Source organism: Caballeronia sp. KNU42 (assembly GCF_053760385.1).
Window position 1 is genome coordinate 4,070,192 of record NZ_CM132388.1, and the last position, 25,236, is coordinate 4,095,427.

22 protein-coding genes are annotated in these 25,236 nt (G+C 59.0%); 21 read left to right on the top strand and 1 reads right to left on the bottom strand.

The genetic code is table 11. From position 1 onward, the window contains the following. Positions 1–14 precede the first annotated feature (14 nt). The 12 genes from ACSOSP_RS18335 (at position 15) to ACSOSP_RS18390 (ending at position 13,335) form a co-directional block, all read left to right on the top strand. On the top strand, positions 15–776 hold the full coding sequence (locus tag ACSOSP_RS18335; RefSeq protein WP_455308709.1) for a virB8 family protein: 762 nt from the start codon (positions 15–17) through the stop codon (positions 774–776). Next, positions 773–1,585 carry a TrbG/VirB9 family P-type conjugative transfer protein gene (locus tag ACSOSP_RS18340; protein ID WP_455308710.1) on the top strand — a complete coding sequence of 271 codons (813 nt, stop codon included), beginning with the start codon at positions 773–775 and terminating at the stop codon, positions 1,583–1,585. The genes ACSOSP_RS18335 and ACSOSP_RS18340 overlap by 4 nt, the downstream gene beginning before the upstream one ends. After that, positions 1,578–2,891: a type IV secretion system protein VirB10 gene (gene virB10 / locus ACSOSP_RS18345; protein WP_455308711.1), complete on the top strand. Its 1,314-nt coding sequence runs from the start codon at positions 1,578–1,580 to the stop codon at positions 2,889–2,891. Before ACSOSP_RS18340 ends, virB10 begins: the two co-directional genes overlap by 8 nt. Further along, positions 2,888–4,015 carry a P-type DNA transfer ATPase VirB11 gene (virB11, locus tag ACSOSP_RS18350; RefSeq protein ID WP_455308712.1) on the top strand — a complete coding sequence of 376 codons (1,128 nt, stop codon included), beginning with the start codon at positions 2,888–2,890 and terminating at the stop codon, positions 4,013–4,015. The genes virB10 and virB11 overlap by 4 nt, the downstream gene beginning before the upstream one ends. Before the next feature lie 4 nt (positions 4,016–4,019). Beyond that, on the top strand, positions 4,020–6,278 hold the full coding sequence (locus tag ACSOSP_RS18355; protein WP_455308713.1) for a type IV secretory system conjugative DNA transfer family protein: 2,259 nt from the start codon (positions 4,020–4,022) through the stop codon (positions 6,276–6,278). A gap of 33 nt (positions 6,279–6,311) precedes the next feature. After that, complete coding sequence (locus ACSOSP_RS18360; protein WP_455308714.1) at positions 6,312–6,947, top strand: hypothetical protein; 636 nt, start codon at positions 6,312–6,314, stop codon at positions 6,945–6,947. A gap of 52 nt (positions 6,948–6,999) precedes the next feature. After that, on the top strand, positions 7,000–8,556 hold the full coding sequence (locus ACSOSP_RS18365) for an LPD7 domain-containing protein (protein ID WP_455308715.1): 1,557 nt from the start codon (positions 7,000–7,002) through the stop codon (positions 8,554–8,556). Then, complete coding sequence (locus ACSOSP_RS18370) at positions 8,553–9,074, top strand: plasmid mobilization protein (RefSeq protein ID WP_455308716.1); 522 nt, start codon at positions 8,553–8,555, stop codon at positions 9,072–9,074. Before ACSOSP_RS18365 ends, ACSOSP_RS18370 begins: the two co-directional genes overlap by 4 nt. Positions 9,075–9,088: 14 nt before the next feature. Beyond that, entirely contained in the window at positions 9,089–10,081 is a 993-nt protein-coding gene (locus tag ACSOSP_RS18375; protein ID WP_455308717.1) for a relaxase/mobilization nuclease domain-containing protein, read from the top strand. A 17-nt stretch (positions 10,082–10,098) separates the two neighbouring features. Beyond that, complete coding sequence (locus ACSOSP_RS18380; RefSeq protein WP_455308718.1) at positions 10,099–10,887, top strand: DNA adenine methylase; 789 nt, start codon at positions 10,099–10,101, stop codon at positions 10,885–10,887. An 867-nt stretch (positions 10,888–11,754) separates the two neighbouring features. After that, entirely contained in the window at positions 11,755–12,054 is a 300-nt protein-coding gene (locus tag ACSOSP_RS18385; protein WP_455308719.1) for an alcohol dehydrogenase catalytic domain-containing protein, read from the top strand. Positions 12,055–12,294: 240 nt separating this feature from the next. Next, positions 12,295–13,335 carry a porin gene (locus tag ACSOSP_RS18390; RefSeq protein ID WP_455308720.1) on the top strand — a complete coding sequence of 347 codons (1,041 nt, stop codon included), beginning with the start codon at positions 12,295–12,297 and terminating at the stop codon, positions 13,333–13,335. A gap of 130 nt (positions 13,336–13,465) precedes the next feature. Here ACSOSP_RS18390 and ACSOSP_RS18395 read toward each other — a convergent pair whose 3' ends face one another. Continuing rightward, the gene (locus ACSOSP_RS18395; RefSeq protein ID WP_455308721.1) at positions 13,466–14,428 is read right to left on the bottom strand and encodes a LysR family transcriptional regulator; all 963 of its coding nucleotides are present in this window, start codon (positions 14,426–14,428) and stop codon (positions 13,466–13,468) included. Between the two features lie 501 nt (positions 14,429–14,929). Between ACSOSP_RS18395 and ACSOSP_RS18400 the strand changes: the two genes are divergently transcribed. The 9 genes from ACSOSP_RS18400 to ACSOSP_RS18440 all read left to right on the top strand — a co-directional run bounded on the left by ACSOSP_RS18400 (position 14,930) and on the right by ACSOSP_RS18440 (position 25,103). Further along, the gene (locus ACSOSP_RS18400) at positions 14,930–15,880 is read left to right on the top strand and encodes a 3-carboxyethylcatechol 2,3-dioxygenase (RefSeq protein ID WP_455308722.1); all 951 of its coding nucleotides are present in this window, start codon (positions 14,930–14,932) and stop codon (positions 15,878–15,880) included. 29 nt (positions 15,881–15,909) lie between these two features. Further along, positions 15,910–17,424 (top strand): 4-hydroxyphenylacetate 3-hydroxylase family protein, encoded by a 1,515-nt coding sequence (locus tag ACSOSP_RS18405; RefSeq protein WP_455308723.1) that lies wholly within the window; start codon positions 15,910–15,912, stop codon positions 17,422–17,424. Next, positions 17,421–18,299, top strand: a complete 879-nt coding sequence (locus ACSOSP_RS18410) for an alpha/beta fold hydrolase (RefSeq protein ID WP_455308724.1) — start codon at positions 17,421–17,423, stop codon at positions 18,297–18,299. Before ACSOSP_RS18405 ends, ACSOSP_RS18410 begins: the two co-directional genes overlap by 4 nt. Before the next feature lie 69 nt (positions 18,300–18,368). Further along, positions 18,369–18,896 (top strand): flavin reductase family protein, encoded by a 528-nt coding sequence (locus ACSOSP_RS18415; RefSeq protein ID WP_455308725.1) that lies wholly within the window; start codon positions 18,369–18,371, stop codon positions 18,894–18,896. A 35-nt stretch (positions 18,897–18,931) separates the two neighbouring features. Continuing rightward, positions 18,932–19,765, top strand: coding sequence for a 2-keto-4-pentenoate hydratase (gene mhpD / locus ACSOSP_RS18420; RefSeq protein ID WP_455308726.1), 834 nt, complete (start codon positions 18,932–18,934; stop codon positions 19,763–19,765). Between the two features lie 10 nt (positions 19,766–19,775). Then, the gene (locus ACSOSP_RS18425) at positions 19,776–20,729 is read left to right on the top strand and encodes an acetaldehyde dehydrogenase (acetylating) (RefSeq protein WP_455308727.1); all 954 of its coding nucleotides are present in this window, start codon (positions 19,776–19,778) and stop codon (positions 20,727–20,729) included. Then, complete coding sequence (gene dmpG, locus ACSOSP_RS18430) at positions 20,726–21,760, top strand: 4-hydroxy-2-oxovalerate aldolase (RefSeq protein WP_455308728.1); 1,035 nt, start codon at positions 20,726–20,728, stop codon at positions 21,758–21,760. Before ACSOSP_RS18425 ends, dmpG begins: the two co-directional genes overlap by 4 nt. Positions 21,761–21,835: 75 nt before the next feature. Further along, positions 21,836–23,185 carry an MFS transporter gene (locus tag ACSOSP_RS18435; RefSeq protein WP_455308729.1) on the top strand — a complete coding sequence of 450 codons (1,350 nt, stop codon included), beginning with the start codon at positions 21,836–21,838 and terminating at the stop codon, positions 23,183–23,185. Positions 23,186–23,348: 163 nt separating this feature from the next. Continuing rightward, the gene (locus ACSOSP_RS18440; protein WP_455308730.1) at positions 23,349–25,103 is read left to right on the top strand and encodes an FAD-dependent oxidoreductase; all 1,755 of its coding nucleotides are present in this window, start codon (positions 23,349–23,351) and stop codon (positions 25,101–25,103) included. The last annotated feature ends 133 nt before the right edge of the window (positions 25,104–25,236 follow it).

Here is a 25,236-nt window from a genome sequence, read left to right on the forward strand (position 1 = left end):
CCGAGGGACGCGAAATGAGTCCGACGACGCACTTCTCGCGCGCCCTTGACTGGGAGGCCTCCACCACCGAAGCGCTGGAGAAATCAGAACGTCGTGCCTGGCGCGTCGCCTATGCCTCGGTGGCCGTGGCGGTCCTGTGCGCAGTGGGCCTAGCCGTGATGGCTCCGTTCTACCGGATCGTGCCACTCGTCATCGAGGTTAACCGGCTAACCGGTGCCGCTCAGGTCGTCGACGTTACCGATGCGCAGAAGGTTCGCGCAAGCGACATCCAGGATGAACACTGGGTCGGTGAATACGTCGAGACGCGCGAGCGTTATCTGTGGGGCATCCTGCAGCGCGACTATGACCACGTGCTGAACATGAGCGATCCGGCGGTGGCGCGCCAGTACCGTGATATCTACGACGGCCCGAACGCGCAGGATCGAGAGCTGAAATCCGATACCGAGTGGCGCATCCGGATTCTCTCGATTACGTTGCCGCCCGGCGAGCCGGGTCGAGCGGTTGTGCGCTTCGAGCGCACCGTGCGCAAGAACGGTGTCGAGAATGCGGAGCCGCCGACCCGATACGTCGCCACGCTGGCCTTCACCTATCGTCCATCGATCTTCGTGCGCGAGCAACTCGCGATCGACAACCCGCTCGGTTTCAAGGTGACGGCCTATCGCGTCGATCCTGAGTTCACGTCGCCCGGTGTATCGCATGAAGCTGCTCAGGCCGCAACGGCTGCATCGACATCTGGATCGACGTCCGCATCGACATATCCGCGAGGCGCCCAATGAAAACGCTTCTTCTCAGCCTGATAGTGGCGACTATCAGTGCCCATGCATTGGCCTACGCGATACCTGGTGCACTTGAGGATCAGCGTGTGCGCCAGATCGCCTATGACCCGAACGATGTCGTTCGAGTGGTGGCGCAGCGCGGCTTTGCCACGCATATCGCGCTCGATCCCAATGAGCACATCGCGGTCGCGGCGCCCGGCGATTCGGAGGGCTGGATCGTGATCGCCAGAAAGGGCGATCACGATATCTATATCAAACCGAAGCTGGAGGCGCACGACAGCAATCTGGATATTCGCACCGATAAGCGCAGCTACAGCTTCGATCTCGTCGTGCTTCCGCTGAAGGCGAAGTTCGGCAATGACGATGAGATGTACCGGGTGAGCTTTGTCTATCCTGCTTCACCCGCGCAGACGGTCGGGAAGCAGGCTGCGAGCGAGGTCGCACAGCGCCTGGCCGTGCCGCCAGTCATTCGCAATCTGAAGTATTCGATGCAGGTCGAACCGGGATCGGATGATATCGAGCCGGTGTTCGCCTATGACAACGGACGCTTCACCTACATCCGGATTCCAGCCAATCACGAGATTCCTGCGGTTTTCCAGTTACAGGATGATGGCTCCGAAAGCCTGGTCGATTCGCACATGGACGGCGACACGATCGTCGTGCATGAAGTTGCGAAGCGCTTCGTGCTGCGTCTTGGTAAAGAGGTTGTAGGCCTGTGGAACGACGCCTACGATCCCGACGGCGTGCCCCCTCAGAATGGCACCACGGCGGCCGGTGTCGCGCGTACATTGCGGGGCGATCATGACTGAGCCGACCCTGCATCGTTCTCCACGCCAGTTGGCGCAAGACGATTCGATCAATTCGATTTCCGACGCGTCAATGGCTGATACCACAATGGCCGATGTTGGCCTGCAAGGGCGCACGGCGGAATCCAACCCGGCAGGAGGCTCACCAGGTTCCAGCTTTGATCGTGGCATGCCCGGGTTGAACCGGCGGGGTGCAGGCGCCCACAGTACAACGTCGTGGCTTATGCTTCTGATTATTGTTGTGGTGCTGGCCGGTGCGGTCTGGACCGTGCGTCATCTGTTGTCGATGCGCTCGCAGGCACACAGCGGACGTCGGGATGATGCCAGTGCCCAGCAGATCGCCGGTAGAGTGTTTGGCGACGACAGTCCTCAGCCGGCCTCGGGGGCGTTGCGTACCTACGTGGCTTCCTCTGCGGTGCCACCTTCGGCGTCTCCGCCGACTGTACCCACCGCATCCAGCCGCACATCTCGGGCCACGGCGCCGGTCCACAGCTATTACGACGCGCCCCTGCTTGCCGGTGGTGACAGCAGCGGGGTGAACGCGGGCGGCATATCACCTGCGATGCCAGGCGCGGTGCCAGGTGTTGTGTCCGACGGTTTGTTGCCAGGTGGCGTCTTGCAGGCCAGTTCCGGGCAGGGACAACCGACAGCGCAGACAGGCCCGCTTGCGGAAGTATTTCGTTCGACCTCCACCCCGACGGCCGCCGCGAGCTTTCTGGGGGACCGCAATTTCCTGCTGACCAAGGGTACGACCGTTGATTGCGTCCTCGATACCGCGCTCGACTCCACCGCGCCGGGCATCACAAGCTGCACGGTGACCAAGGACATCTATTCGGATAACGGCCATGTGGTGCTGATCGAACGTGGCTCGCAGGTCATGGGTGAGTACCAGTCCAACGTGCATCAGGGGCAGAAACGCATTTTTGTACTGTGGGACCGCATCAAGACGCCTCTCGGCGTGATTGTCTCGCTCGACTCGCCCGCGGCAGATGCTCTGGGGCGCACCGGTTTCGACGGTTACGTCGACAACCACTGGTGGCAGCGCTTGGGGGCAGCTTTCATGTTGAGCACGATCCAGGACGCGATCGGCTATGCGGCATCGCGCAACGGCAGCTCGACCGGCGCTATCGAGTTCAACGACACCCAGCAGACGGGCAACGACGAGGCGGCCCGGGTACTCGACTCGACAATCAATATCCTGCCGACGCTTTCCAAGAACCAGGGAGATCGCGTCAGCATTTACGTGGCACGCGACCTTGATTTCAGTCGCGTCTACGCGTTGCAGCCGACAGGACCAGGTAGGCCATGAAGACCATGATCGAGACCGGTCCGCTCATGTTCGACCGGCTTGCCGACGATGCGTCGGTGCGCGAACTGATGCGGCCCTTGCTGCCATTTCTGGATGCGCCAGACATTACCGAGGTCGCGATCAATGAGCCCGGCTTCGTATTGACGGAAACCGACAGGGGCTGGACCAGCGACAACGTGCCGGAACTGGACTACCAGCGGTTGCTCTCGCTGACGGTGGCCATTGCCACCTTCACGCACCAGGATATCTCACCGCAACACCCGATTCTGTCTGCCATGCTGCCGGCCGAGTTGGGACGCACTGGCCACGCCGCTCGCATTCAACTCGTGATTCCGCCAGCGGTACCGCAGGGGACCGTTTCGGTGACCATCCGGCGTCCATCCGCGACCCTCAAGACGCTCGACGAATGGGGGCAGGACGGATTGTTCGAGGAAACAGTTCTGGCCGGCATGGCTCCGGGTGAAGAGCCGCGCGCGCATCTATCGATCGTAGACCGTCAACTGGTCAGCGCGCTCGAAAGCCGGGATTACGTGGGTTTCTTCAAGGGTGCAGTCAAGGCCCGAAAAAATATCTCGATCGTGGGCGATACGGGGTCCGGCAAGACGACGTTCATGAAAACGCTGTGCCAGCATATTCCGGCAACGGAGCGCCTGCTGACGATCGAGGACGTCCACGAGCTGCTGCTGCCGAACCACGACAACTGTGTGCACCTCTTTTACAGCAAGGGAGAACAGGGGCAAGCCCGCGTTACGCCGGCAGATCTGATCGCCAGTGCCATGCGCATGAAGCCGGACCGGGTGCTGTTGGCAGAGCTAAGGGGTAGCGAGGCTTACGATTTTCTGAAGCTGCTTACGACCGGCCATAGTGGTTCCATCACGAGCTACCACGCACAGTCGCGTGCGGTCGCCATCGAGCGTTTTGCGCTAATGGTCAAGGAACATCCAGAGGCTGCAGTTTATGCCGATACAGCGCTCAAGCGCTTGCTGTCGCTGACCACCGATATCGTGGCGCACATCGAAGCACGTCCCGTGTTTGATGCGACGGGTCGTCAAACGGGCAAGCGCCGCGTGATGACGGAAATCGGCTTCGATCCGTGTGTGAAGCACGACATCAGACGGGCTTGACGTCATGTTCTCCCGAACATTCTCTTCAGCATCGGTTGGCCCGCAATGGGTGTGGGGCCATCGTCGGCGGATCGTCACCGTGCTGGTGATTCTCGTTGCAATTGGCGGCACGCTTGTTGTCAACTGCTGGCTGGCCGGCGCCATCTTCTTTGCCCTGAACCGTCATAACCCGCTTCACGCACGTCTATGGAGTTGGCCGGGCGCGGTGCTGTATCACGTCAGTGGGCAATGGCCTGAACAACGGCCGAATGCGGGCAGAACGCTGGCCATGTCGGCTTGGCTTGCGGGCCTCGTTGGGCTCGGCATACCGGCGCTGGGTGCTAGCGCGGTACTCGATGCACGTAGCCGGCGTGAACTGCATGGTAGTGCCCGGTTTGCGACGGCTGCCGAGATCCGGCGTGCCGGTCTTATGGCACCGGAAGGCATCGTGGTGGGTAAATATCGGGGCCGCTACCTGATGTTTTCCGGGCAGCAGTTCATCTTCGTGGCGGCGCCCACCCGCTCAGGCAAGGGCGCGAGCGCAGTGATTCCGAACCTACTGAACTTTTCCGAATCGGTCGTGGTGCTCGATATCAAGCAGGAGAATTTCAACGCCACGGCCGGCTTTCGGGCCCAATACGGTCAGGAAGTCTATCTGTTTAACCCGTTTGCCGAGGATTTCAGGACACACCGGTACAACCTGCTATCGAGCATCACAGATGGCGTGTTCCGTGTGGGGGACATCCTCGCAATCGGCTACGCACTCTATCCCCGTAGTGGTTACGACAGCTTCTGGGCCGACCAGGCGCGCAATCTGTTCCTCGGCATCGTGCTGCTGTTGTGCGAATTGCGAGATGCCCGGCGCACCGATCGTACAAGGGCTGCGGACATCCCGGACTATCCGGTCACGATGGGCGAAGTGCTGCGCCAGTCATCGGGTAACGGCACTACCGTCAAGATCTATCTGCGCCGGATGCTGGATCAATACCGCGACACTCTGTCGGGTGCGTGTATCAATGCACTGAATCGGTTTCTGGCAAACGACGATAAGGTTCTGGCGAGTGTGCTGGCGACCTTCAATGCACCACTCACTATCTGGTCCAATCCGATCGTCGATGCGGCGACCAGTGCCAACGATTTCGATCTGAAGGACGTGCGCCGCAAGCGCATGTCGATCTATATCGGTATCACGCCGGACCATCTGGCCGAAGCGGCGCTGCTAATCAATCTCGTGTTCTCGCAACTGGTGAACCTCAATACCAAGCAGATGCCGCAGGACAACCCGGCTTTGAAATATGCCTGCCTATTGCTGATGGACGAATTCACCGCGATCGGTAAGGTCCACATCATCGTTAAGGCCGTGTCGTACATGGCGGCCTACAACCTTCGCCTGCTGCCGGTCGTACAGTCAATCGCCCAGCTTGAGTCGGTGATGGGACGCGCGGACGCCCGGACCTTCATCACCAATCACGCGATGCAGATTGCCTTTGCGCCACGTGAGCAGAAGGATGCGAACGAATACTCGGAGATGCTGGGTTATTTCACCGAGAAGGCGCGCAGCAAAAGCCAGCCACGTGGGTGGTCCGCGAAACGCGGTGCGAGCGAGAACGTATCGGACCAACGCCGCCCGCTCATGATGGCGCAGGAATTAAAGGAGATCGGAGCGGACAAGGAAATCATCTTTCTGGAAAACACCAAACCGATCCTGGCTGACAAGATCCGTTATTACGACGATCCGGTGTTCCAGGCACGGCTGGTTAATCCACCGCCTGTCCGGAAGCTCGACGTAACCCTCTTTCTCGCCAAGATCGACGGCCGTCTGCGTGCAGTGACGGTTGATGACATCGATCCCGATATCGGCCGGCTGCGCAGCCTCTCTGCCGAATACCTGGAGTGCCTGGATGGCTGGCGTCCCGGCGATTTACCCGGGGAGCGGCAAATGCTCGAATGGAGCGAAACCGTAGCCTACGTTGATACCTATTTCCGGAGCTTCGGTATTCCCGAAGACGCCATCACGCAGGCGGAACTCTCGTTGGCCCGTATCGAATCGACACCTGTGAGCGTGGACGCACCGTTGCCGGAGAGCGAGCTTGCCGGGCTCAGTCGCCGCATGTTTAGCGCAGGCACTGTCGTACCGATTGACAGTGAACCTGGCGGATCCAGAAAGCGGAAGGCGAGGGCCGCTTCCAGAGAGGCGGCATCAGGCACGGCGGGGGAACGTCCCCGTAGGTCTACAAAGAGAGCTGAGGGCCGTGGTGATTTATCGAATGAAGCGAGCGCATGAAGGGCGCGGCTGAACATGAAGTGGAGGTGGCAAATGGGCAAAGTGAAAGAGAGGCTGTTGTCTCAGGGCGAAACAAACCCGGTACATCCGGCGATCTGGCCGGGGAAGCCCGTGCATGAGACGGGTCGACCCGCGGAGGATGCCGGATACCTCTTCGAGATGAAAGACGTGCCGCAGGAGGTTCGGGCTGCGGCGCAATACCGGTTTGGCGCCGACCTGAAGATGAGTACGCCGCACCGCCATGGACCGGGTTACGGCGCAGGAGGCATGTATCGCGGGGAGGTGTTCAACACCGAAGGCTATCTGATCCAGGAAGTAGCGCCGCGCAGTGTCGTGTTCCACCGCAAGGACAAACTGGTGTTTTTCTCGGACCGGTTGCGATGGGCAGATGACCACCAGCGGCTGAATGGCGCTGACGTCCAGATCGCCTATGACGATGACCGGCCGGAGGTGTATCCATGGAATCGTGCCCGTGACCGGTTGACGGGCGTCGTGGCGTCGCTGAAGAAATCAGCGAAGGAATTGGGTATGACCGATCTGGCGTCGCATGACGGCGTGCTCGATCAGCTCGAGGCCCACACCTGGGATCGGATCAGGGAGAGGCGCCGCGCCGCGCAGGCTGCCCGTCAGTCGGGAAATGATCTGGCAGACCGCGATGTTGTCCGTTAGAGCGGGGGCGAACGCGGTTGCCGCGCGTGCCCAAACTGTGTGGGAGACAATCATGGGTAACAGCGATCAATTGGGCGACGAAGACGCCTCGAAGACGGCTGCACTGCTCAAGAATGTCATTGAGCCGGTCGTTTCACCGCCTGCGCCTGATAAAGATGCGGTGGGCAAGCTGGCCGGGACACGAGCGACGGATCCAGATCCGTCTGCACCGCAAGGGGCTGGGCAAGCGTCACCCGGCACAGGGAAGCCCCACCCAGCTGTTTCGCCCGAACAGACGGCAACCGCGCCCGACCCGGGCCGCGACGACGTGGCGTCGGCATTTGCTCCACCAACGGCGCTAGACACCGGATTAGCCCGGAAGTTGTCAACGCAGCCGTTGCAGGATCCACCGGAGCTGATCAGGAAGCGCTATCTGCGCTCGGGCAACCAGTATTTCCTGAAGGACGAGCAGCATCGTCTTGCATTCGAGGATCGGGGCGCGCGCCTTGTCACCGAACATAGCCGTAGCGACATCGCAGAATCGATGGCGGAGATGGCGTCGGCGAAAGGCTGGACTTCGATTCGTGTGGGTGGCAGCGACGAGTTCAAACGTGAGGTCTGGCTGCATGCGTCCTTGCGTGGTCTCGAGGTCGCGGGCTACAAACCGCAGCCCGTCGACCGGGCCCGGCTCGACGCCCTGCGTGAAGAGCGGCTGACCAATCGCATAGACGTCCGCGTTCCCGTTGGCGTTGACGTGGGTAGTGAGGCCACAGGTAAGGCGAGTGAGGCGGCTATGACGCGCGAGTCGAGCCCTGTCATGCCGCCATCGGGCGACACATCATCAATGACGGCAGAGCGGACCACCCAAGCGCGGGGCGCGCCCAGTGCTGCCACATCAGCACCGCAACTCACCGGCGAACTGCTCGCACATGGTGAGGCGCCTTATCGGAATAATCCCAGAAACAGCCCGTCGTACTTCGTGACGTACGCTGACCTGGCGGGGCCGCGCACGATCTGGGGGATCGATCTTGGACGCGCGATCCCCGCGGCCGGCGCGCAGGTCGGCGATGTGGTGGCGCTCGAAAATCGCGGCAAACGATGGGTCACGGTCAACGTCCCGGTATTGAACGACGCGGGCGAGGTGACTGGCGTCAGGCCGAAGGAGGTCTACCGGAATACGTGGGATGTGCAGATCCGGGAGCGTGAACGTGAGTATCGGCACGAGCAGCCTGCTGAGGCGGCGCGAACAGAAGGCCTGCCGCAAGCCCGTGAGACGCTTGACCCCATCGAGCGGGTGCGTGAGAAGTTCTGGAATGATTCTCCGACGCTACAGCCAGTAAGGCCATTGACTGATGCTGACCAGATGAAGCAGGTACACGTGGCCGTGATTGGCGAGGTGATGCGTCGCCAGGGCTTTGGTGAGCGGGCGATCGAGCGTGTCCAGGCGCATTGCGCGGGACTGGTCGGCGAGTTGCAGGAGCAGGGCGTCACGATCCCGGCACCGCGGCGCTACGACCGGAATGCAACGCCGACCCGCATGCGTCATGCGCCATCCCCTTCGACGGCGTCCCAGACGAAGGAAATCGAGCGCGCCGTGAATCACCCCGACCCTTCGCTGCCCTCCCTATGAAAATCCGTCCAGTTCATATTCGGCCAACTGACCTGCAGGCCCGCTGGCGTGCCTATTGTGATCGTGCAGGTGTCTCGCAAAGCGAGGCATTGCGTGCGTTGATGGTCCATGTGCTAGGTGACGCGTCCCAACCGCTGTTCGAGGTTCAGTTCCTGCCGGAGCGGGGCCGTCACCAACGTATCGAGCTGCGCCTCACTCCGTCTGAATATGCCGCCTCACAGCAGGCCGCACGTTCGGTAGGCCTGTCGCCGAATCGCTGGATCGTTGCGCTGATCCGGGCGCATCTGGGCGGAGACCCGCAATTCGGTGCGACCGAACTGGCCGCATTAAGCGAATCGAATTCGCAGCTCGCATTGATTGGTCGCAACCTGAACCAGATGGCACGCGCCTTGAACGCTGGGGCGGATGTGAATCCTCGTTGTCTGGCGCTGGTCGAGGCACTCATGGGCGAAGTCGACGCTCATCTGGACCGGGTGTATCGGGTCATGCGGGCAAACGTCGAGCGTTGGGGTCGTTGACTGGAGGAGAAATCATGCCGCTGCCCAAACGCTATGTCGACGACATTCTGCTTAACTGGGGCGACCGATTGTTCTTTAACGGACTTCGCCGACCCGGGGCGCGACAAGGTGGCCGCCCTCGACCAGGCGGTGCGCTGCGCCTGCGTGCTCAGATTGTTCGCACCGTCAGGAACGTACCGGAGGTGATGCTTAAGATCACGAACAGGCGGGGCGGCCGAAACGGAATGCAGGCGATTCGTGCCCATCTCCTATACGTATCTCGCAACGGCCGCGTCGAACTTGAGAACCAGGATGGCGACGCGATACACGGCAAGGAGGACGTGAACGACCTGGTGCGTGAATGGAGTCGCAGCGGACGTGGCATCCCAGAACAGAGCCGCAAGCGCGAAGCGCTGAATCTGATGTTCTCGATGCCGCCGGGCACTGATCGCCAGGCGGTGCGCGATGCGGCACGGGCATTCGCCCGGGCTGAGTTTGGCGGGAATTTCAGCTACGTGTTTGCGGCACACGACGACGAAGCGCATCCGCACGTTCACCTGTGCGTGCAGATGCAGGGACGGGACGGCACGCGCCTGAATCCGCGGAAGGCGGATCTGCAGCGATGGCGGGAAGGCTTTGCACGTAGCCTGCGCGAGTACGGTGTGGAGGCCAATGCCACGCCACGTCGTACGCGGGGTGTCACGCGTCGCTACGCCTCGCAGGCGGTGGTCCATATGCGCGAGCGTGGCATCGCCAAGGGTTCGCCATCGTCGCCTCCAACCCAGGCGGTGGTCGATGGCCATCAACCGGTGCTCGAAGCCTGGTGGGCGATCGGGCGGGCGCTGGCCGCCTCGGATGACCCGGACGACCGGCAGCTGGCCCTTGATGTCACCGGGTTCGTGCAGCAAATGCCAGTGACGGTGAGCAGACCCCATCAACGCGATCATCCCGACGTGCCGTCTCGAAGTAACCAGAAGCCGGATGTCGACGTCCACCCGCACCCTGACGATCCGGATCCCGAACGCTAAGCGATGGGAATACTACGATGAACCCGATCGTGCCGTGGATTGGCGGCAAACGTCGTCTGGCGGATGTGCTCATACCCAGGTTTCCACCTCACCGGTGTTACGTTGAGGTATTTGCCGGTGGCGCTGCATTGTTTTTCCTGCGTCCACCAGCGGAGGTGGAAGTCCTGAATGACGCGAACGGCGAGTTGATTAACCTTTATCGCGTCGTCCAGCATCATCCAGATGAGTTGGTACGCCAGTTCCGTTGGGTGCTGAACAGTCGGCAGGCCTTCGAACGGCTAAAGATGACACCGCCCGAAACGCTCACCGATATCCAGCGCGCTGCGCGCTTTTACTTTCTGCAACGGGAGGCTTTCGGTGCACGTGTCGAGGGCCAGACCTTCGGTACGGCGACGACGGCCGGACCCGGTCTGAATCTTGACTACCTGCCGCAAGAACTGGCGGCAGCCCATCGACGTCTGTGTGGTTCCTTCATCGAAAACCTCGATTGGCACGCGTGCCTTCTGCGCTACGATCGTCCTCACACGTTCGCGTATCTCGATCCTCCGTACTGGAAGACAGAAGGATACGGTCTGCCATTCGAATTCGGCGAATACGAGCGGATGGCTGAACTTTTGAAAAGTATCAAGGGGAAAGCGATCGTCAGTCTGAACGACCATCTCGATATGCGAGCGGTGTTTGCCGGATTCGAGATTGAGACGCTCGACATTCAGTACACGGTCGGTGGAGGCGGTCACGCCGTTCGTCGCTCCGAGTTGATCATTTACTCGTGGGATCGCCGGCGCGATCCCGTCGGGCTTTTCTAGAGTACACACGCGCCCTAGGATAACCATCCCACGATATACGGAAGTTGGGCATCGTCCAATTTATTGGTTGGTGCATGCTTCCCGCCCTCATGTGGAAAAAGAGGCGCGCGAAGGAATTCGGCTTCACCTTCACGCAGCCTAAACCGGCGTTCCCAGATTTCTGCTTTTGCTCTCTTTTAAGCAGCTCCGCGGACGCGCCAACAGCGGCGCTCTCGATTCAGCGTGATGCCACTAACCCGGCTTTTAGCGGCGAACAGACCGTACGAGAATTGACGGATGAAGGGCCTCGTCATCGCCTACCTCATTGACTGCGGAACATCCTCGACAAGCTGGTTTGTGTCAAAAATGCACAGTCGCGTCCACGGTACGACAACTCGTACTGTTCAGAACAAAACGGTTTTGATCGCGCGGTGCCAGGGCACCTTGCTTCGATGGCCAATTGTGGCTCCGCTGTCAACTATGATGTTGTGGCCAGTAATAAACGCACCCCTACGTTTGTCATCTAAATTTGACCTACCCCAAAGACAGCGTAGTACATGCTTGAAGACCGTGTAATCTGGATAACAGCTATAGGTCGAATGCATAACCGACCGTTGCCGCTCTGCGGTAACTTATCTTCCCATGGCCCCTCGCACAAAGCCCACCAGTTGCGTGCGCGACACCGCACAGGTGCAGCAAGGCTCGCTATGCCGCTCTAATTTCATAAAGTCTCGACCGCTCCGTAAATGGGCGCGTACCTGACCGAGGAGGCTGCCTTTCAGTCCAAACAACGTTTCGACTATTGCTGTGCGAAGAAGCGGGTGCGATGCAGGCACGCGGACAAGGCGAATTTACGACAACGTAAACGCAAACTTAAAGGAGACGAGCATGACAAATGTGCGTGCTGCACGATTTCATAAAGTTGAGGAAGAAGGCAAGGTCGACAAGATTCCGGTCCCGGAACCGCGTCCGACAGACGGTCTGATCCGGGCTAAGGCCTACGGCGTTGTACCCAACCTCCGCAACGTCGTCGCTCACTATCCGCAACGGTTCCCGTCCCCTCCGTTGCCCAAACTTCCGGCTATCTTCGGACCCGATGCGTCCCGCGTAGTGGAGCGGGTCGGCAGTCACGTTCATTGCGTGAAGGTTGGCGATCGCGTCTGTATAAGTCCAGGTCTCTGTTTGTAATACTCGGGTCGGAATTTCCCGATTGATGTCCGTCAGCAGCAAGTCGGGCTCGTACCTCAGGTTTGGCATGGGACGACGTTGTTCGGCCGGACACCGTAATCTGCTCGCGGTCAAACGCGAGACGGGCCTTTCTCACCAGTCATCTTTGTCCGGCTTCATTCGCCATGTCGGCAAGGGACGCGTTCGTCATCAGAAGATAGAGAGTGCTTTGTGAAAAAAATTATTTCGGTAGTTATCCTTATGACACTTTCAACGTTATCGCACGCGCAAAGCTCGGTTACGTTGTTCGGCATTCTCGATGTGGGCATCACTTACGTGAGCAATTCAGGCGGCCACTCGCTTGTAAGTACGGCGACTGGCATTCAGGCGCCAAACATCATTGGGATTCGCGGTATCGAGGACCTTGGCGGCGGCCTGCAAGCCATCTTTGTCATGGACTCGCAGCCTAACCTCAACAACGGCACGGCGAACGGTGGCGCTTTGTCCGGACGCGAGTCGTACGTCGGACTCGCATCCCAGTACGGGACGCTGACCCTTGGGAGGCAGTTTGACTACATGTTCGAAACGTTGTCGATTGAACGATGGGGTCACCAGATTCCGTATGTGAGCCTGTATCAACTGCCTGGTGGACCTTTTGCAAAGCTCGGTTCGCCTCTGGGCACATTCGACTACACACGAATCGCAGGCGGCGAAGCCACGCCGAATTCTGTCAAGTTCACATCGAAGACATATGCGGGATTCGGCTTTGGTGCAATGTACGGCTTCAGTAACATTGCCGGGCAGACCGGTCGCAACAATCTGACCAGCTTTGAGACCCATTACGATGATGGCCCGTTAAGGTTAGACGCGGCGTACACTTATTCAAAAGAAGACGGAATCGATAACGGAGATTCGGGGATTCGAAACTTCGGCGCCGGCGGACGATACGACTTTGGGCGGTTTGCGTTGGATGTGCTTTATGTGAACACGCACAATACGTTCAACGGGGCACACGTCGACAGCTACGAGGTAGGCGGGCTTTACACCTTTGCGCCTGATTTGTTCCTGTATGCGCAGTACATCTATGCCAAAGGCAATGACCAGTTGACGAACAACCATTCGAACCAGGGTGGCATCACGCTCGACTATCTGCTCTCCAAGCGGACGGACGTGTACGTCAATGCTATCTATCAACGCGCGAGCGGCGGCGCTGATGCTTTTGCGTCGGTGAATGGCACATTCGCGACATCCTCTAGTGCAAGTCAAACCGTCCTACGGGTCGGGATGCGAACTCTATTTTGATCTTTGATTGTTGGTTTGCTGTTCTGCTGGTCTGTAAAGCCTCGGCATGTTGTGGCTCGTCATCGCGACGAGCCACAATTGCCCTGCCTAATCGAGAAGCGGTATGAACGACACAAGCAAATTTCTGCAATCAATTCTCTTCAACAAACTCGAACGTACCGGCCGGAGCTGTTTTGCTTGCCCGCTCCGCGCCAAGCCATACACCACTGGCCACAATCTCATCCACCATCTGGAAGATAAGTCGCTGTCCTTCGCGGACGGCTTGTGAGTGCGACCGAGCTGAGTTTTCACACAGTGCCCACGTCATATACATCCCGCGAATCGGGCTCCATGAGACTTCTGCCTCGAGGCGTGGGTTTCCGCTGATGGCGCAGCACGGGGTGACCGTGTCGGCAACCCCCTGACGAGCCAGTTCAATCGAGAGCGACATGGCGTCAATTTCGAAAGCCGTCTTGAATTCAAATCCCTTTCTCGACAGAGTGTTCTCGATTTGGGTGCGGATAACATTCGGTTTGCCCGGCAAGGCGAGCCTCAGGTTGTCCATACGGGACAAAGGCACCGGCTTCTCTCGTCTTAGCTCGGATTCCTTCTTCGAAACAAGAACGAGGGGCTCGCGGATAAGCGGTGTGTGGATGTAGCCATTGGGAGGTGAGCCCTCGAAGGGGACTATCGCGAGGTCCAGCATGCCAGCGTGCATCACTTCCCTTAACTCGTGGCTTGCCCCTTCGTGCACCCTCAATGACACCCCGGAATACTGTTCGACAAGCCTGCCGATGTATTTCGAGGTGAACAGGTATTGCCATGACGGTGGGACACCGACGGACAACTGACCGGCTGCCCTGTCACCCACCTGTTCGACTAGCTTGGTGAGTTGTCGAAGTATCGGACGCGCCCGCTCCAACAGCAGGGTGCCAGCTTCAGTCAACTGGACCCCCCCCTGCGTTCTAGTGAAGAGCTTTGCCCGAATCTGATGCTCTAGCAGCGCAATGTGCCGCGACAGAGCAGGCTGCGAGAGGCGAAGGTCGGTTGCTGCCTTGTTGATGCTTCCAAGCTCCGCTACTCGAAGGAAATACTCAATAAGCCGCGAGTCCATCACCTTGTCTCCGATACGCCTCAAGTGAGTAACCTGGGCGCTTGTTATCCATAAAACGATTATATGTCGCAGAGTGATGCTCACCTCCCTCGGGGTTTGCCCTCACGCATCACAACGGGCTGTGAATGCCTTGCCATTCTCCAAGCATCGAATCGCCAAACTCTCCTTCCGGTGGACGATAGCGGCTAAAAAGCTGCTCCCCAAAAATGACCTCACGATGCGGATTTAAAGGGTTAACTCCGATAAACGAAAATCGGATAATGCCTATAGATGCATCGCATTATCCGGATAACCAGCGCATCGCTACTATCACTTCAACACACCGCTCATTCGAAAGCCCCGCCAGAAGGAGCATCTCGGTGCCAGCCGTCGAATTTTTGTTCGACGCACAGGATTGTCCATGCGCCGCAATGCATGGGACCAGACCAAAGGTCTACTCCTATCACTGCGCACTAGATGCGCGTGGCAACCGGGAGTAAGGCCATACAAAGGAGACAGACCGTGCCGTTGGCCGTCTTGAGTGCATCGCACACCCCTCTCATGAAAGACGGGATTACGACAGACGAAGTTCGGGCCGGCGTGAAGCGAGGGTTCCATGAGCTCGCTGAACGCGCCCAAAGCTTCAATCCCGACCTCGTTATCCAGTTCGCGCCGGACCATTTCAACGGTTTTTTTTACGACGTGATGCCGAGCTTCTGCCTTGGGGTGAACGCAAGCTCGGTGGGCGACTGGGACACATCCGTCGGCCGCCTTCCAGTTCCGTCGGCGGAGGCGCTGAAACTCGGTGAAGCATTGCTCAACGACGGCATCGACATCGCAGTGTCGTACCGCATGGAAGTCGACCACGGATTTGTCCAAATCTGGGAAGCCATGTTCGGCTCTTTCGAGACCTATCCGTCGATTCCCATCTTCATCAACTGTGCCGCTCCTCCGCTGCCGACTTTCAAGCGAGCGCGCCTTCTCGGAGAGGCGGTGGGCAGGTTCGCGGCTGCGACGGGCAAGCGTGTCCTTATCTCTGCATCAGGAGGCCTTTCGCACGACCCGCCGACGCCCAGTATTGTCACAGCGCCGGACGACGTGAAGGCGCGTCTCATTGATGGACGCGAGCCGACGCCGGAGGCACGCGTGGCGCGAGAACAGCGGGTTCTCGCTGCGGGTGCGCGGGCGTATCAGGGTGATCCAAACATTTTGCCGGTCGACCCGGCCTGGGACCGGAGCCTCATCGACCGACTGCAAAGCGGAAATCTGATGGATTTTGACGCTTTGACCACTAGAGAAGTCCGTGAGAAAGCCGGACGCGGTGGCCCTGAAATTCTGGCCTGGGTCGCGGCATTTGCCGCACTTTCTGTAGAAGGCGACTACAAGGCAGACCTTATTTACTACGAGGCAATTCAGGGGTGGATTGCCGGGATGGCAATGATGTTCGCCGAATCAGAGGCATCGCGTGCATGACGCACCGGTGCGATTTTAGGAGATGAGTCATGGGTATCAGAACTGGCAAGCAGTTCATCGAAGGACTGAAGAACCGTCCGCGCGACGTATGGGTGCGCGGTGAGCGCGTCGAGGATGTCACGACGCACGCAGCATTCAAGGGGGCCGTCGAGCAACTCGCAGCGCTCTATGATACGCAGCACGACCCAGAACTGCAGGACAAAGTAACTTACGTGGTGCCGGAAACCGGTGAACGCGCCGGTCTAGCCTTCATGCCGGCAAAGTCCACGGCAGACCTTCGCAAGCGCCGCGAGGCCTATCGCATCTGGGCTGAAACAAATTTCGGCCTGATGGGCCGTTCGCCGGATTTCATGAACGTCACCCTACTGGCGTTCCGGGAAGCGCGTCACGATTTCGCCAAGGGCGGCCAGAAGTACGCGGACAACATCGTGAAGTACTACGAGTACATCCGCGACAACGACCTGTTCCTGAGCCATGCGCTGATCACGCCCCAAAACGACCGCTCGAAGCAGTCGTCGGAGCAAGCCAGCATGCACCTTCGCGTCGTGAAGGAAACCAATGAAGGCATCTACGTCAGCGGCGCGCGGATGATTGCAACGCTTGGGCCCGTGTCCGACGAAATGATTATGTATAACCTGCCGCAATTCAAGGCAGGCGACGAAGACCACGCGCTCATTTTTGCCGTGCCGACTGACGTCAAGGGCATGCGTCAGATTTCCCGCGACCCGTACTACGTCGAAGCGCATGAAAGCTACGACCATCCGCTGTCGACGCGCTTTGAAGAAAACGACTCGCTGCTTATCTTCGATAACGTGTTCGTGCCCTGGGACCGCGTCTTCTGCTATCGCCAGGTTGAACTGTCGAACCAGCTGTACACGCACACTGGCGTGCGCAACCACACGGCGCATCAGACCAATACCCGCGCGCTCGTCAAGATGCAGTTCTCCGTCGGCCTGGCCATCGCGGTTGCGAAGTCCATCAAGGCGGACCAGTTCCTCCACGTGCAGCAGATGCTGGGCGAACTGCTCGGCTACATCGAGCAGGTCAAGAGCGCGCTGGTGCGCTCCGAGTACGAATCGGAACCGACGGAGGTTGGCACCGTTCGACCAAGTCTCGCTCCGTTGCAGGCAATTCGCACGATGCTTCCGACGGCTTATCCGCGCGTCATTGAAGTGCTGCAAACCATTGGTGCCGGTGGCTTTATGTTGATGCCAAGCGCTGCGGACTTCCGCGCGCCGGAACTCGCCGACGACCTCTCGCTTTACTACCAGGGCGCCGGTGGCATGCCATCGGTCGAGCGCGTGAAGCTTTTCAAACTTGCATGGGACCTCGCTGGCGAAGCCTTCGGTCAGCGTCTCGTGCAGTACGAACGCTACTACGCAGGGGACCCGGTGCGCAACCTCGCACTCAACTACCTGAGCAACCGCAATCCCGATATGCAGCGTTTGGTCGATAAGGCCCTAGCGCTTGCAGGTGACCCGAACGGCACGGCGCCCGTCGCGGAACAGACAAACAACGAACTGACCACGGAAGTGAACTCATGAGCGATACCCGACCCCCCAATTTTTCAAGCGTATGGGCTGACATGCGCGGCGTCTCTTTCAGCCAGGGTTTCCTGGATGCAGATGGAATCAGGACGCGCTACATGATGTCCGGCAGCCCGGACAAGCCACTTCTGCTCTGTCTGCATGGCGTCGGCGGCCATGCCGAAGCGTATTCGCGGAATTTCGGGCCGCACGGCGAGCACTTCTGGGTTGTGGCTATCGACATGCTTGGTCACGGCTGGACTGACAAGCCCGCCATCGATTATCAGGTGAAGGATTATGCGGACCACGTCATCGCCGTCCTGAAGGCGTTGGGCCGTGAGCGCGCGCACATCACCGGCGAGTCGCTGGGCGGCTGGGTCGCAACTTACCTGGCAGTGCATCACCCGGAAATCGTCGACCACATGGTGCTCAACACCGCCGGTGGTTGGACTGCGCACCCTGAAGTGATGACCCGCCTGAAGACCCTGTCGAATCAAGCAGCCGAAGACCCGAGTTGGGAACGCATTAAAACCCGTCTCGAGTTCCTGATGTGCGACAAAAGCATGGTCAGCGACGACCTCATCGAGACCCGTCGCGCCATCTACGCGCAGCCCGGCTTCGCTGACACGATGAAGCGAATCATGTGCCTTCAAGAGATGGAACTCCGTCGCCCGAACATGATTACCGAGGAGCAATACCGGTCCATCAAGGCGCCATCACTCGTGGTCTGGACGTCGCACGACCCAACGGCAACGCCCGCGGAAGGCAAGGAAATCTCAGAAATGATTCCGAACTGCAAATACGTCGTGATGAACGAATGCGGTCACTGGCCGCAGTTCGAAGACGCACCGCTGTTCAATCGTCTGCATATCGACTTCCTGCTGGACAAGTGACGACGTAGCGGTCTGGGCACTAATGGAACCGCTGCCAAGAGAGTAACGCCTGAGAACGAGGATTGAATCATGTCAGACACCACCCGAGCCGCTGACGCTTCGACGTCGGACACCAACGCGACAGGCAACCTATTTCGCCACGCGCTGGGGCATTTCGCAACTGGCATCACCGTGATATCGGTGCTGGATGCACGGGGCAAGCCGTATGGCGCGACGGTCAGCTCGTTCTCGTCACTCTCGCTGGACCCGCCGCTTATCCAGTGGAGTCTGACGACGGCCTCGTACTCGTATCCCATTTTCAGCCGGGCAAAGCACTTCGCGGTCAACATCATCGCGTCCGATCAGGAAGACGTCTCGCGCATTTTCTGTAAGCCGATTGACCGGTTCGCTCAGGTCGAATCGCGGACCGGACTCGAGGGGCTGCCTTTGATCGCGGGTTGTCTTGGCTGGATTGAATGCAGCCTCGAGCGTGAAATCGAAGCCGGTGACCACACCATCTTCGTCGGACGCGTCATGCGCACCCGAGTGGCAGACAAATCGCCCCTGGTTCATTGGCGCGGCTGTTATCACCCGCTCGAAGTCGACCCTGTCTGCTAACTCCTCGTCGACGCGAGCAATCAATAGAGGTTTTTATGTCTGATGCAACCATCGAGCGCCAGGCCGCCAACTCGGCGAGTATTGAAGCGCTGGCTGCCGAACTGCGCAACTGTTACGTGACCGGGCAGACCATCGCCCCCTTGCGTTCCCGCGCGTCGTCCAACGATGTTGACACCGCGTATGCAATTCAAGACGCAAACACCAAGTTCTTCGAGGCCCAAGGCCGTCGCCTAGTCGGACGAAAAATCGGACTGACGTCGAAGGTCGTGCAGGCGCAGCTAGGTGTGGACCAACCGGACTTCGGAATGCTGTTCGCCGATATGGCAGCCGGCGAAGGTGAACCCATCCCGTTCAGCCGCCTTCATCAGCCTAAGATTGAAGCAGAGGCGGCGCTCATCCTGGCAGAGGACCTCGACATCGAGGCACCAACCGTCGCCGACCTAATTCGCGCAACTGCTTATGTCGTGCCCGCACTCGAAATCGTCAGCAGCCGAATTGCCAACTGGGATATCCGCTTTTTCGACACCGTGGCCGACAACGCCTCGTCCGGGCTCTTCGTGCTTGGTGGCCCCGTCCGTCGTATCCAGGACCTGGATTTACGAGGCCTGCAGATGACGATGCGCCGCGACCGTGATGGCGTGACGACCGGTCCCGATGTTGTATCGACTGGCAGTGGTGCAGCTTGCCTCGGCCACCCCCTCAATGCGGCCGTGTGGCTCGCGGGTGAAATCGCCCGCCGCGGTCGTCCTCTCAAAGCCGGTGATGTCGTGCTGACCGGAGCACTGGGTCCCATGGTTCCAGTAGCCGCCGGTGACACGTTTGTCGCTCAACTGTCCGGACTCGGTGAAGTCACGGCGAAATTCGTTTAAGAGGTTTTAAATGTCCAAAACCAAGGTAGCCATCATCGGTTCCGGCAACATCGGCACTGACCTGATGATTAAAGTACTTCGCCTGTCTGACGTTCTTGAAATGGGTGCATTTGTCGGTATTGACGCCGAGTCCGATGGCCTGAAGCGCGCTGCACGCATGGGTGTGCCCGTCACGGCTGAAGGCATCGACGGTCTCACCCGGATGCCTAATTTCGATGAAATCAAAATTGTCTTCGATGCGACCTCGGCCGGCGCTCACAAGAAGCATGACGCCGTACTGCAGTCGTTCGGCAAGCGCGTCATTGATCTCACGCCCGCAGCGATTGGCCCTTTCACAGTGCCGTGCGTGAATGGCGAGCAAAACCTCGATGCCCCGAACGTCAACATGGTGACGTGCGGCGGCCAGGCAACGATTCCCATTATTGCCGCCGTGAGCCAGGTCTCGAATGTTCCTTACGCAGAAATCGTAGCGTCGATTTCGTCAAAGTCTGCAGGCCCGGGCACTCGCGCAAACATTGATGAGTTTACCGAAACAACGTCCCGGGCAATTGAAAAGGTCGGTGGCGCGAAGCGTGGCAAGGCAATCATCGTCCTAAACCCGGCGGAGCCGCCGCTCATCATGCGCGACACAGTCTATTGCCTCTGCGAAAGCACAGACGAAGAAGCGGTCACCGCGTCGATTGAGGCGACCGTCGCCAAAGTCCAGTCGTACGTCCCTGGTTACCGGATGAAGCAAAAGGTCCAGTTCCAGCACTACACCGACGGAAATCCGCTCTTCATCGCGGAACTGGACCGCTCTTTCACCGGTATGAAGGTCACTGTGTTCCTTGAAGTCGAAGGCGCTGCCCACTACCTGCCTGCATATGCCGGCAATCTCGACATCATGACGTCGGCGGCATTGGCAACAGCAGAAAGCATTGTCCGTCGCCAGAAACAAGCAAGCACAGCCACGGAGGCCGTATGAGCAACGAAGTCAAATCCAAGCTGTACATCCAGGACGTAACGCTACGCGACGGCATGCATGCCGTTCGCCATCAGTACAGCCTCGACCATGTTCGTGCAATCGCCCGCGCGCTTGATGCAGCGAAGGTTGACGCCATCGAAGTGGCCCACGGTGATGGTCTTTCAGGTTCGAGCTTTAACTATGGGTTTGGTGCTTGCACCGACTGGGCATGGATTGAGGCGACCGCCGAGGTCATCACGCACGCCAAGCTGACTACGCTGCTCATTCCTGGCATCGGCACGACCCACGACCTGAAGCGCGCATACGAATCAGGTGTGCGCTCCGTTCGGGTTGCAACGCATTGCACCGAAGCAGATGTATCGAAGCAGCACATCGAATACGCCCGGGAACTTGGCATGGACGTCTCAGGCTTTCTGATGATGTCGCACATGCTCGAACCGACAAAGCTCGCCCAGCAGGCGAAGCTGATGGAGTCGTACGGCGCTCACTGCGTCTACGTGACCGACTCGGGTGGCGCCATGACGATGGATGACATCGCTGCACGTTTTCACGCCTACGACGAAGTGCTCAAGCCCGAAACGCAACGTGGCATCCACGCACATCACAACCTCTCGCTTGGCGTGGCGAACTCGATTGTCGCTGTTCAGAACGGTGCCATTCGCGTCGACGCAAGCCTGGCCGGCATGGGTGCGGGTGCCGGCAACGCGCCCCTCGAAGTTTTTATCGCCACGGCTGACGTCTACGGCTGGGAGCACGGCACGGACCTGTTCGCCTTGATGGACGCTGCAGAAGAACTCGTTCGTCCGCTGCAGGACCGGCCGGTGCGCGTGGATCGCGAAACGCTGAGTCTCGGTTACGCCGGCGTCTATTCGAGTTTCCTGCGACACGCGGAGACGGCGGCAAAGCAGTACGGACTCGATACGCGAACCATCCTCATCGAATTGGGTAAGCGAAAAATGGTCGGAGGGCAGGAAGACATGATTGTCGACGTCGCGCTCGACCTGGTTCAACGGCAGAGAGAAACAGCCTGAAGTAATAACGCACCAGACCCTCGATGGTCCGGTGACGAATAACAAAAACCAATCTATCCAAGTATGGAGGAAGACATGCACGAGTATCTCGCTTCGAATTCTGATTCCAGCCTGCTAAAAAAGCGGGCGTACCGGAAAATCTGGTGGCGTATCATTCCGTTGCTTTTCGTGTGTTACGGGATTGCGTTTATCGACCGCATCAACCTTGGTTTCACCAAGCTGCAGATGAGCGATGCGTTAGGCATCAATCCCACGTGGTATGGCATCGCAGCGGGTGCGTTCTTTGTCACTTATTCGCTGTGTGAGATGCCAAGCAACATCTTGCTCGCCAAATGGGGCGCCCGGCGAACCTTTGTGCGCATCATGGTTCTGTGGGGTCTGGCTACTGTTGCCACCGCGTTTGTTCTGACCGTAGGACACCTCATCACGCTGCGCCTGCTTCTCGGCGCATTCGAGGCGGGCTTCCTGCCGGGCATCGTTCTCTACCTGACATTCTGGTTTCCGGCCAGCATGCGCGCTCGGGTGACAGCTGTCATCTTCGTTGCGAATGCCGCTGCAGGTGCTATCGCCGCACCATTGAGCGGGTGGATTCTGACATCGCTGAACGGCGCTCTTGGCATGGCCGGATGGAAGTGGGTATTTATCGTACAAGGAGTGCCAGCATGCGTGCTTGGCGTCGTGTGCTTCCTCACGTTGTGCGACCGGCCGGATGACGCTGAATGGCTGACAGTCGAAGAGAAGGCAGCGGTCAAGGCGGACCTTGCTTCGGAAGCCGTAGTTTTACCTGACCACTCCTTCGGCGTCTTTCGCCAGGTGGCGGGAAACCCGGTGAATTACCTCGTCGCCTTCCTGTTCTTTACCGCAATCTGCAGCAACTATCTGCTTTTCTTCTGGCTACCTACAATTGTGAAGGAAAGCGGCGTTGCGTCGCTTGTGAACGTGGGATTGCTGAGTGCCATTCCGCTGGGTATGGGCTTCATTGGGGCCATCGTACTGAGCTGGAGCTCCGACTGGCTGAAGGAACGACGCTGGCATCTCACGCTCTGCTTTTGCCTGATCGCACTTGGCCTGATTGCCAGCACGACGACCCGTTCATTGCCGTTGATGCTCCTGTCGTTTGCGGTCGCGAGCTTCGCGACGGGCGCGAGCGGCCCCCTTATCTGGGCCATTCCACCGTCATACCTTGGCAAGAAGGCTGCGCCTGTCGGTATTGCATTCATTAGCACGCTGGGCAATATCGGCGCCTTTGCAAGCCCGCCGCTTCTTGGCTACATCAAGACCTTGACTGGCAGCCTGACGAATGGCGTGCTGGCGATTGCCGCACTGTCTGCGGTAGGTGCCATCTGTATCGCCTTCGCGTTCCCGGAGCGCGTCGTGCGGGTAGCCAGAAAAGACCCGGTTGAAACCGCTTGCGTGAACGACTAGTCGGCGACATCCGACTACGTCAGCCGGAATCTAATTGCACTGAAAACCAATGCGGCGCCTGAGATTGGTCTCCGTGTTCCGGTGCCCGAATCGCGGGCGCGCGGTCCGCGGCCCGTACCCATGGATGCTGTTTGTTTGATTATTAAAAGGCTAGGAGGCAATTATGGGAACCAACACCGAATTCGACACCGACGTGGTCATCGTCGGTTCCGGCCCGATGGGTGCAACCACTGCATTGGCACTAGCGACATACGGGATTCGCGCGCATATCGTCTCGCGGTTCAACTGGCTGGCCGATACACCACGAGCGCACATCACCAACCAGCGAACGATGGAGGTATATCGGGACCTTCAGATTGAGGAGGAAGTGCTTCGGCATGCTACGGCGTGGGACCAAATGGGCGACAGTCTGTTCGCGACAAGTCTCGCTGGCGAAGAGCTGATTCGTCTTCGTTCGTGGGGAACGGGTGACGCCCGCAAGGGCGACTATGTTCAGGGCAGCCCCTGCGATGTCGTCGACATCATTCAACCGGAAATGGAGCCGATTCTTTTCAAGAACGCGGCGCAGCGCGGAGCGACGTTTTCGACCAACACCGAATATCTTTCGCACGAGCAGGACGAAACCGGCGTCACCGTGCGACTCCAGGACCGCATAACGGGGCGTGAGTATTCAATGCGGGCCAAATACCTGGTCGGTGCCGACGGTGCGCGCTCGAAGGTTGTTGAAGAGCTTGGCCTGCAAATCGAAGGTCAGATGGCGCGGGCGGGTACTGCCTACGTCATCTTCAATGCGGACCTGACGCGTTACGTGAAGCATCGCCCCAGCGTCCTTCACTGGATTGTCAGTCCGGACGCTACATTCGGCGAAATTGGTCTCGGACTGCTTCGCGCGGTCAAACCGTGGACCCAGTGGATTGCCGGGTGGGGATTCGATATATCGAAAGGTGAACCGGACCTCAGCGAGGAAACGGTACTCGGCAAAATTCGGATTCTGGTTGGGGAGCCGGACCTCGAGGTTGAACTCGTTCGCAAATCAGTCTGGCATGTGAATCAGGCTTACGCGACCACGTATTCGAAGGGACGCGTCTTCTGCGGTGGGGATGCCACGCACCGTCACCCACCGTCGAGTGGGCTCGGTTTGAACACATGTGTGCAGGACGGCTTTAATCTCGCGTGGAAGCTCGCATACGTGTTGAAGGGTTACGCCAGCGAGCAGTTGCTGGAGACCTACTCGCCAGAGCGCGCGCCTGTCGGAAAACAGATTGTCTTGCGTGCCAACCAGTCGCGTCTCGACTACGCCCCCATCCAAGCGGTCTTCAGCGTCGAAGGTGCAGAGAATCCGGTCGCGGCCGGAATTGCACGGTTCAAGGACCCGGGTCCCGAAGGTGCCCGGGCACGGCAGGCGGCCCAGGAAGCGCTGGAGCTCAAAAACCGTGAATTCAACGCGCAAGGGGTTGAAATGAACCAGCGATACAACTCGTCAGCGGTCATTCCCGACCTGCAGGCGGCCGGAGAGGAATGGAAGCGTGACCAGGAACTCTATCTGCAGGCAACCAGCCGGCCAGGTGCGAAGATTCCGCACGCGTGGCTCATCGACAAGCATGGCAATCGCATCTCTACCCTCGACGTCACCGGGAAGGGAAAGTTCTCGCTCGTGACGGGCCTGTCCGGTGGTGCGTGGGTCAAAGCTGCTGAAGACCTCGGCCTGCCGTTTCTGCGAACTGTCGTAACCGGAGCAAATGGCTCGCAAGACCCGTACTGCGACTGGCAGCGTCTGCGCGAGATTTCAGAGGGGGGGGCTCTTCTCATTCGTCCAGATGGATATGTCGCGTGGCGACAAAGCGAAAACGTCTTTGACGGCGCGATGGCGAAGGAACTTCTCGAGTCCGCACTGTCGGGTCTGCTGGGGAAAGCGTGACAGCACCCACCGAATCCAGCGAATACTCAAGAGACCACGACGCAATTCAACGGTTTTGTAGGAGTTAGGAAACGTCATGAGGATATGTCGCGTGGCGACAAAGCGAAAACGTCTTTGACGGCGCGATGGCGAA

Excerpts from the sequence above, each read along its gene's own strand:
- ACSOSP_RS18335 (WP_455308709.1), top strand. The coding sequence starts at position 15 with ATGAGTCCGACGACGCACTTCTCGCGCGCCCTTGACTGGGAGGCCTCC.
- ACSOSP_RS18340 (WP_455308710.1), top strand. The coding sequence starts at position 773 with ATGAAAACGCTTCTTCTCAGCCTGATAGTGGCGACTATCAGTGCCCAT.
- virB10 (WP_455308711.1), top strand. The coding sequence starts at position 1,578 with ATGACTGAGCCGACCCTGCATCGTTCTCCACGCCAGTTGGCGCAAGAC.
- virB11 (WP_455308712.1), top strand. The coding sequence starts at position 2,888 with ATGAAGACCATGATCGAGACCGGTCCGCTCATGTTCGACCGGCTTGCC.
- ACSOSP_RS18355 (WP_455308713.1), top strand. The coding sequence starts at position 4,020 with ATGTTCTCCCGAACATTCTCTTCAGCATCGGTTGGCCCGCAATGGGTG.
- ACSOSP_RS18360 (WP_455308714.1), top strand. The coding sequence starts at position 6,312 with ATGGGCAAAGTGAAAGAGAGGCTGTTGTCTCAGGGCGAAACAAACCCG.
- ACSOSP_RS18365 (WP_455308715.1), top strand. The coding sequence starts at position 7,000 with ATGGGTAACAGCGATCAATTGGGCGACGAAGACGCCTCGAAGACGGCT.
- ACSOSP_RS18370 (WP_455308716.1), top strand. The coding sequence starts at position 8,553 with ATGAAAATCCGTCCAGTTCATATTCGGCCAACTGACCTGCAGGCCCGC.
- ACSOSP_RS18375 (WP_455308717.1), top strand. The coding sequence starts at position 9,089 with ATGCCGCTGCCCAAACGCTATGTCGACGACATTCTGCTTAACTGGGGC.
- ACSOSP_RS18380 (WP_455308718.1), top strand. The coding sequence starts at position 10,099 with ATGAACCCGATCGTGCCGTGGATTGGCGGCAAACGTCGTCTGGCGGAT.
- ACSOSP_RS18385 (WP_455308719.1), top strand. The coding sequence starts at position 11,755 with ATGACAAATGTGCGTGCTGCACGATTTCATAAAGTTGAGGAAGAAGGC.
- ACSOSP_RS18390 (WP_455308720.1), top strand. The coding sequence starts at position 12,295 with ATGACACTTTCAACGTTATCGCACGCGCAAAGCTCGGTTACGTTGTTC.
- ACSOSP_RS18395 (WP_455308721.1), bottom strand. The coding sequence starts at position 14,428 with ATGGACTCGCGGCTTATTGAGTATTTCCTTCGAGTAGCGGAGCTTGGA.
- ACSOSP_RS18405 (WP_455308723.1), top strand. The coding sequence starts at position 15,910 with ATGGGTATCAGAACTGGCAAGCAGTTCATCGAAGGACTGAAGAACCGT.
- ACSOSP_RS18410 (WP_455308724.1), top strand. The coding sequence starts at position 17,421 with ATGAGCGATACCCGACCCCCCAATTTTTCAAGCGTATGGGCTGACATG.
- ACSOSP_RS18415 (WP_455308725.1), top strand. The coding sequence starts at position 18,369 with ATGTCAGACACCACCCGAGCCGCTGACGCTTCGACGTCGGACACCAAC.
- mhpD (WP_455308726.1), top strand. The coding sequence starts at position 18,932 with ATGTCTGATGCAACCATCGAGCGCCAGGCCGCCAACTCGGCGAGTATT.
- ACSOSP_RS18425 (WP_455308727.1), top strand. The coding sequence starts at position 19,776 with ATGTCCAAAACCAAGGTAGCCATCATCGGTTCCGGCAACATCGGCACT.
- dmpG (WP_455308728.1), top strand. The coding sequence starts at position 20,726 with ATGAGCAACGAAGTCAAATCCAAGCTGTACATCCAGGACGTAACGCTA.
- ACSOSP_RS18435 (WP_455308729.1), top strand. The coding sequence starts at position 21,836 with ATGCACGAGTATCTCGCTTCGAATTCTGATTCCAGCCTGCTAAAAAAG.
- ACSOSP_RS18440 (WP_455308730.1), top strand. The coding sequence starts at position 23,349 with ATGGGAACCAACACCGAATTCGACACCGACGTGGTCATCGTCGGTTCC.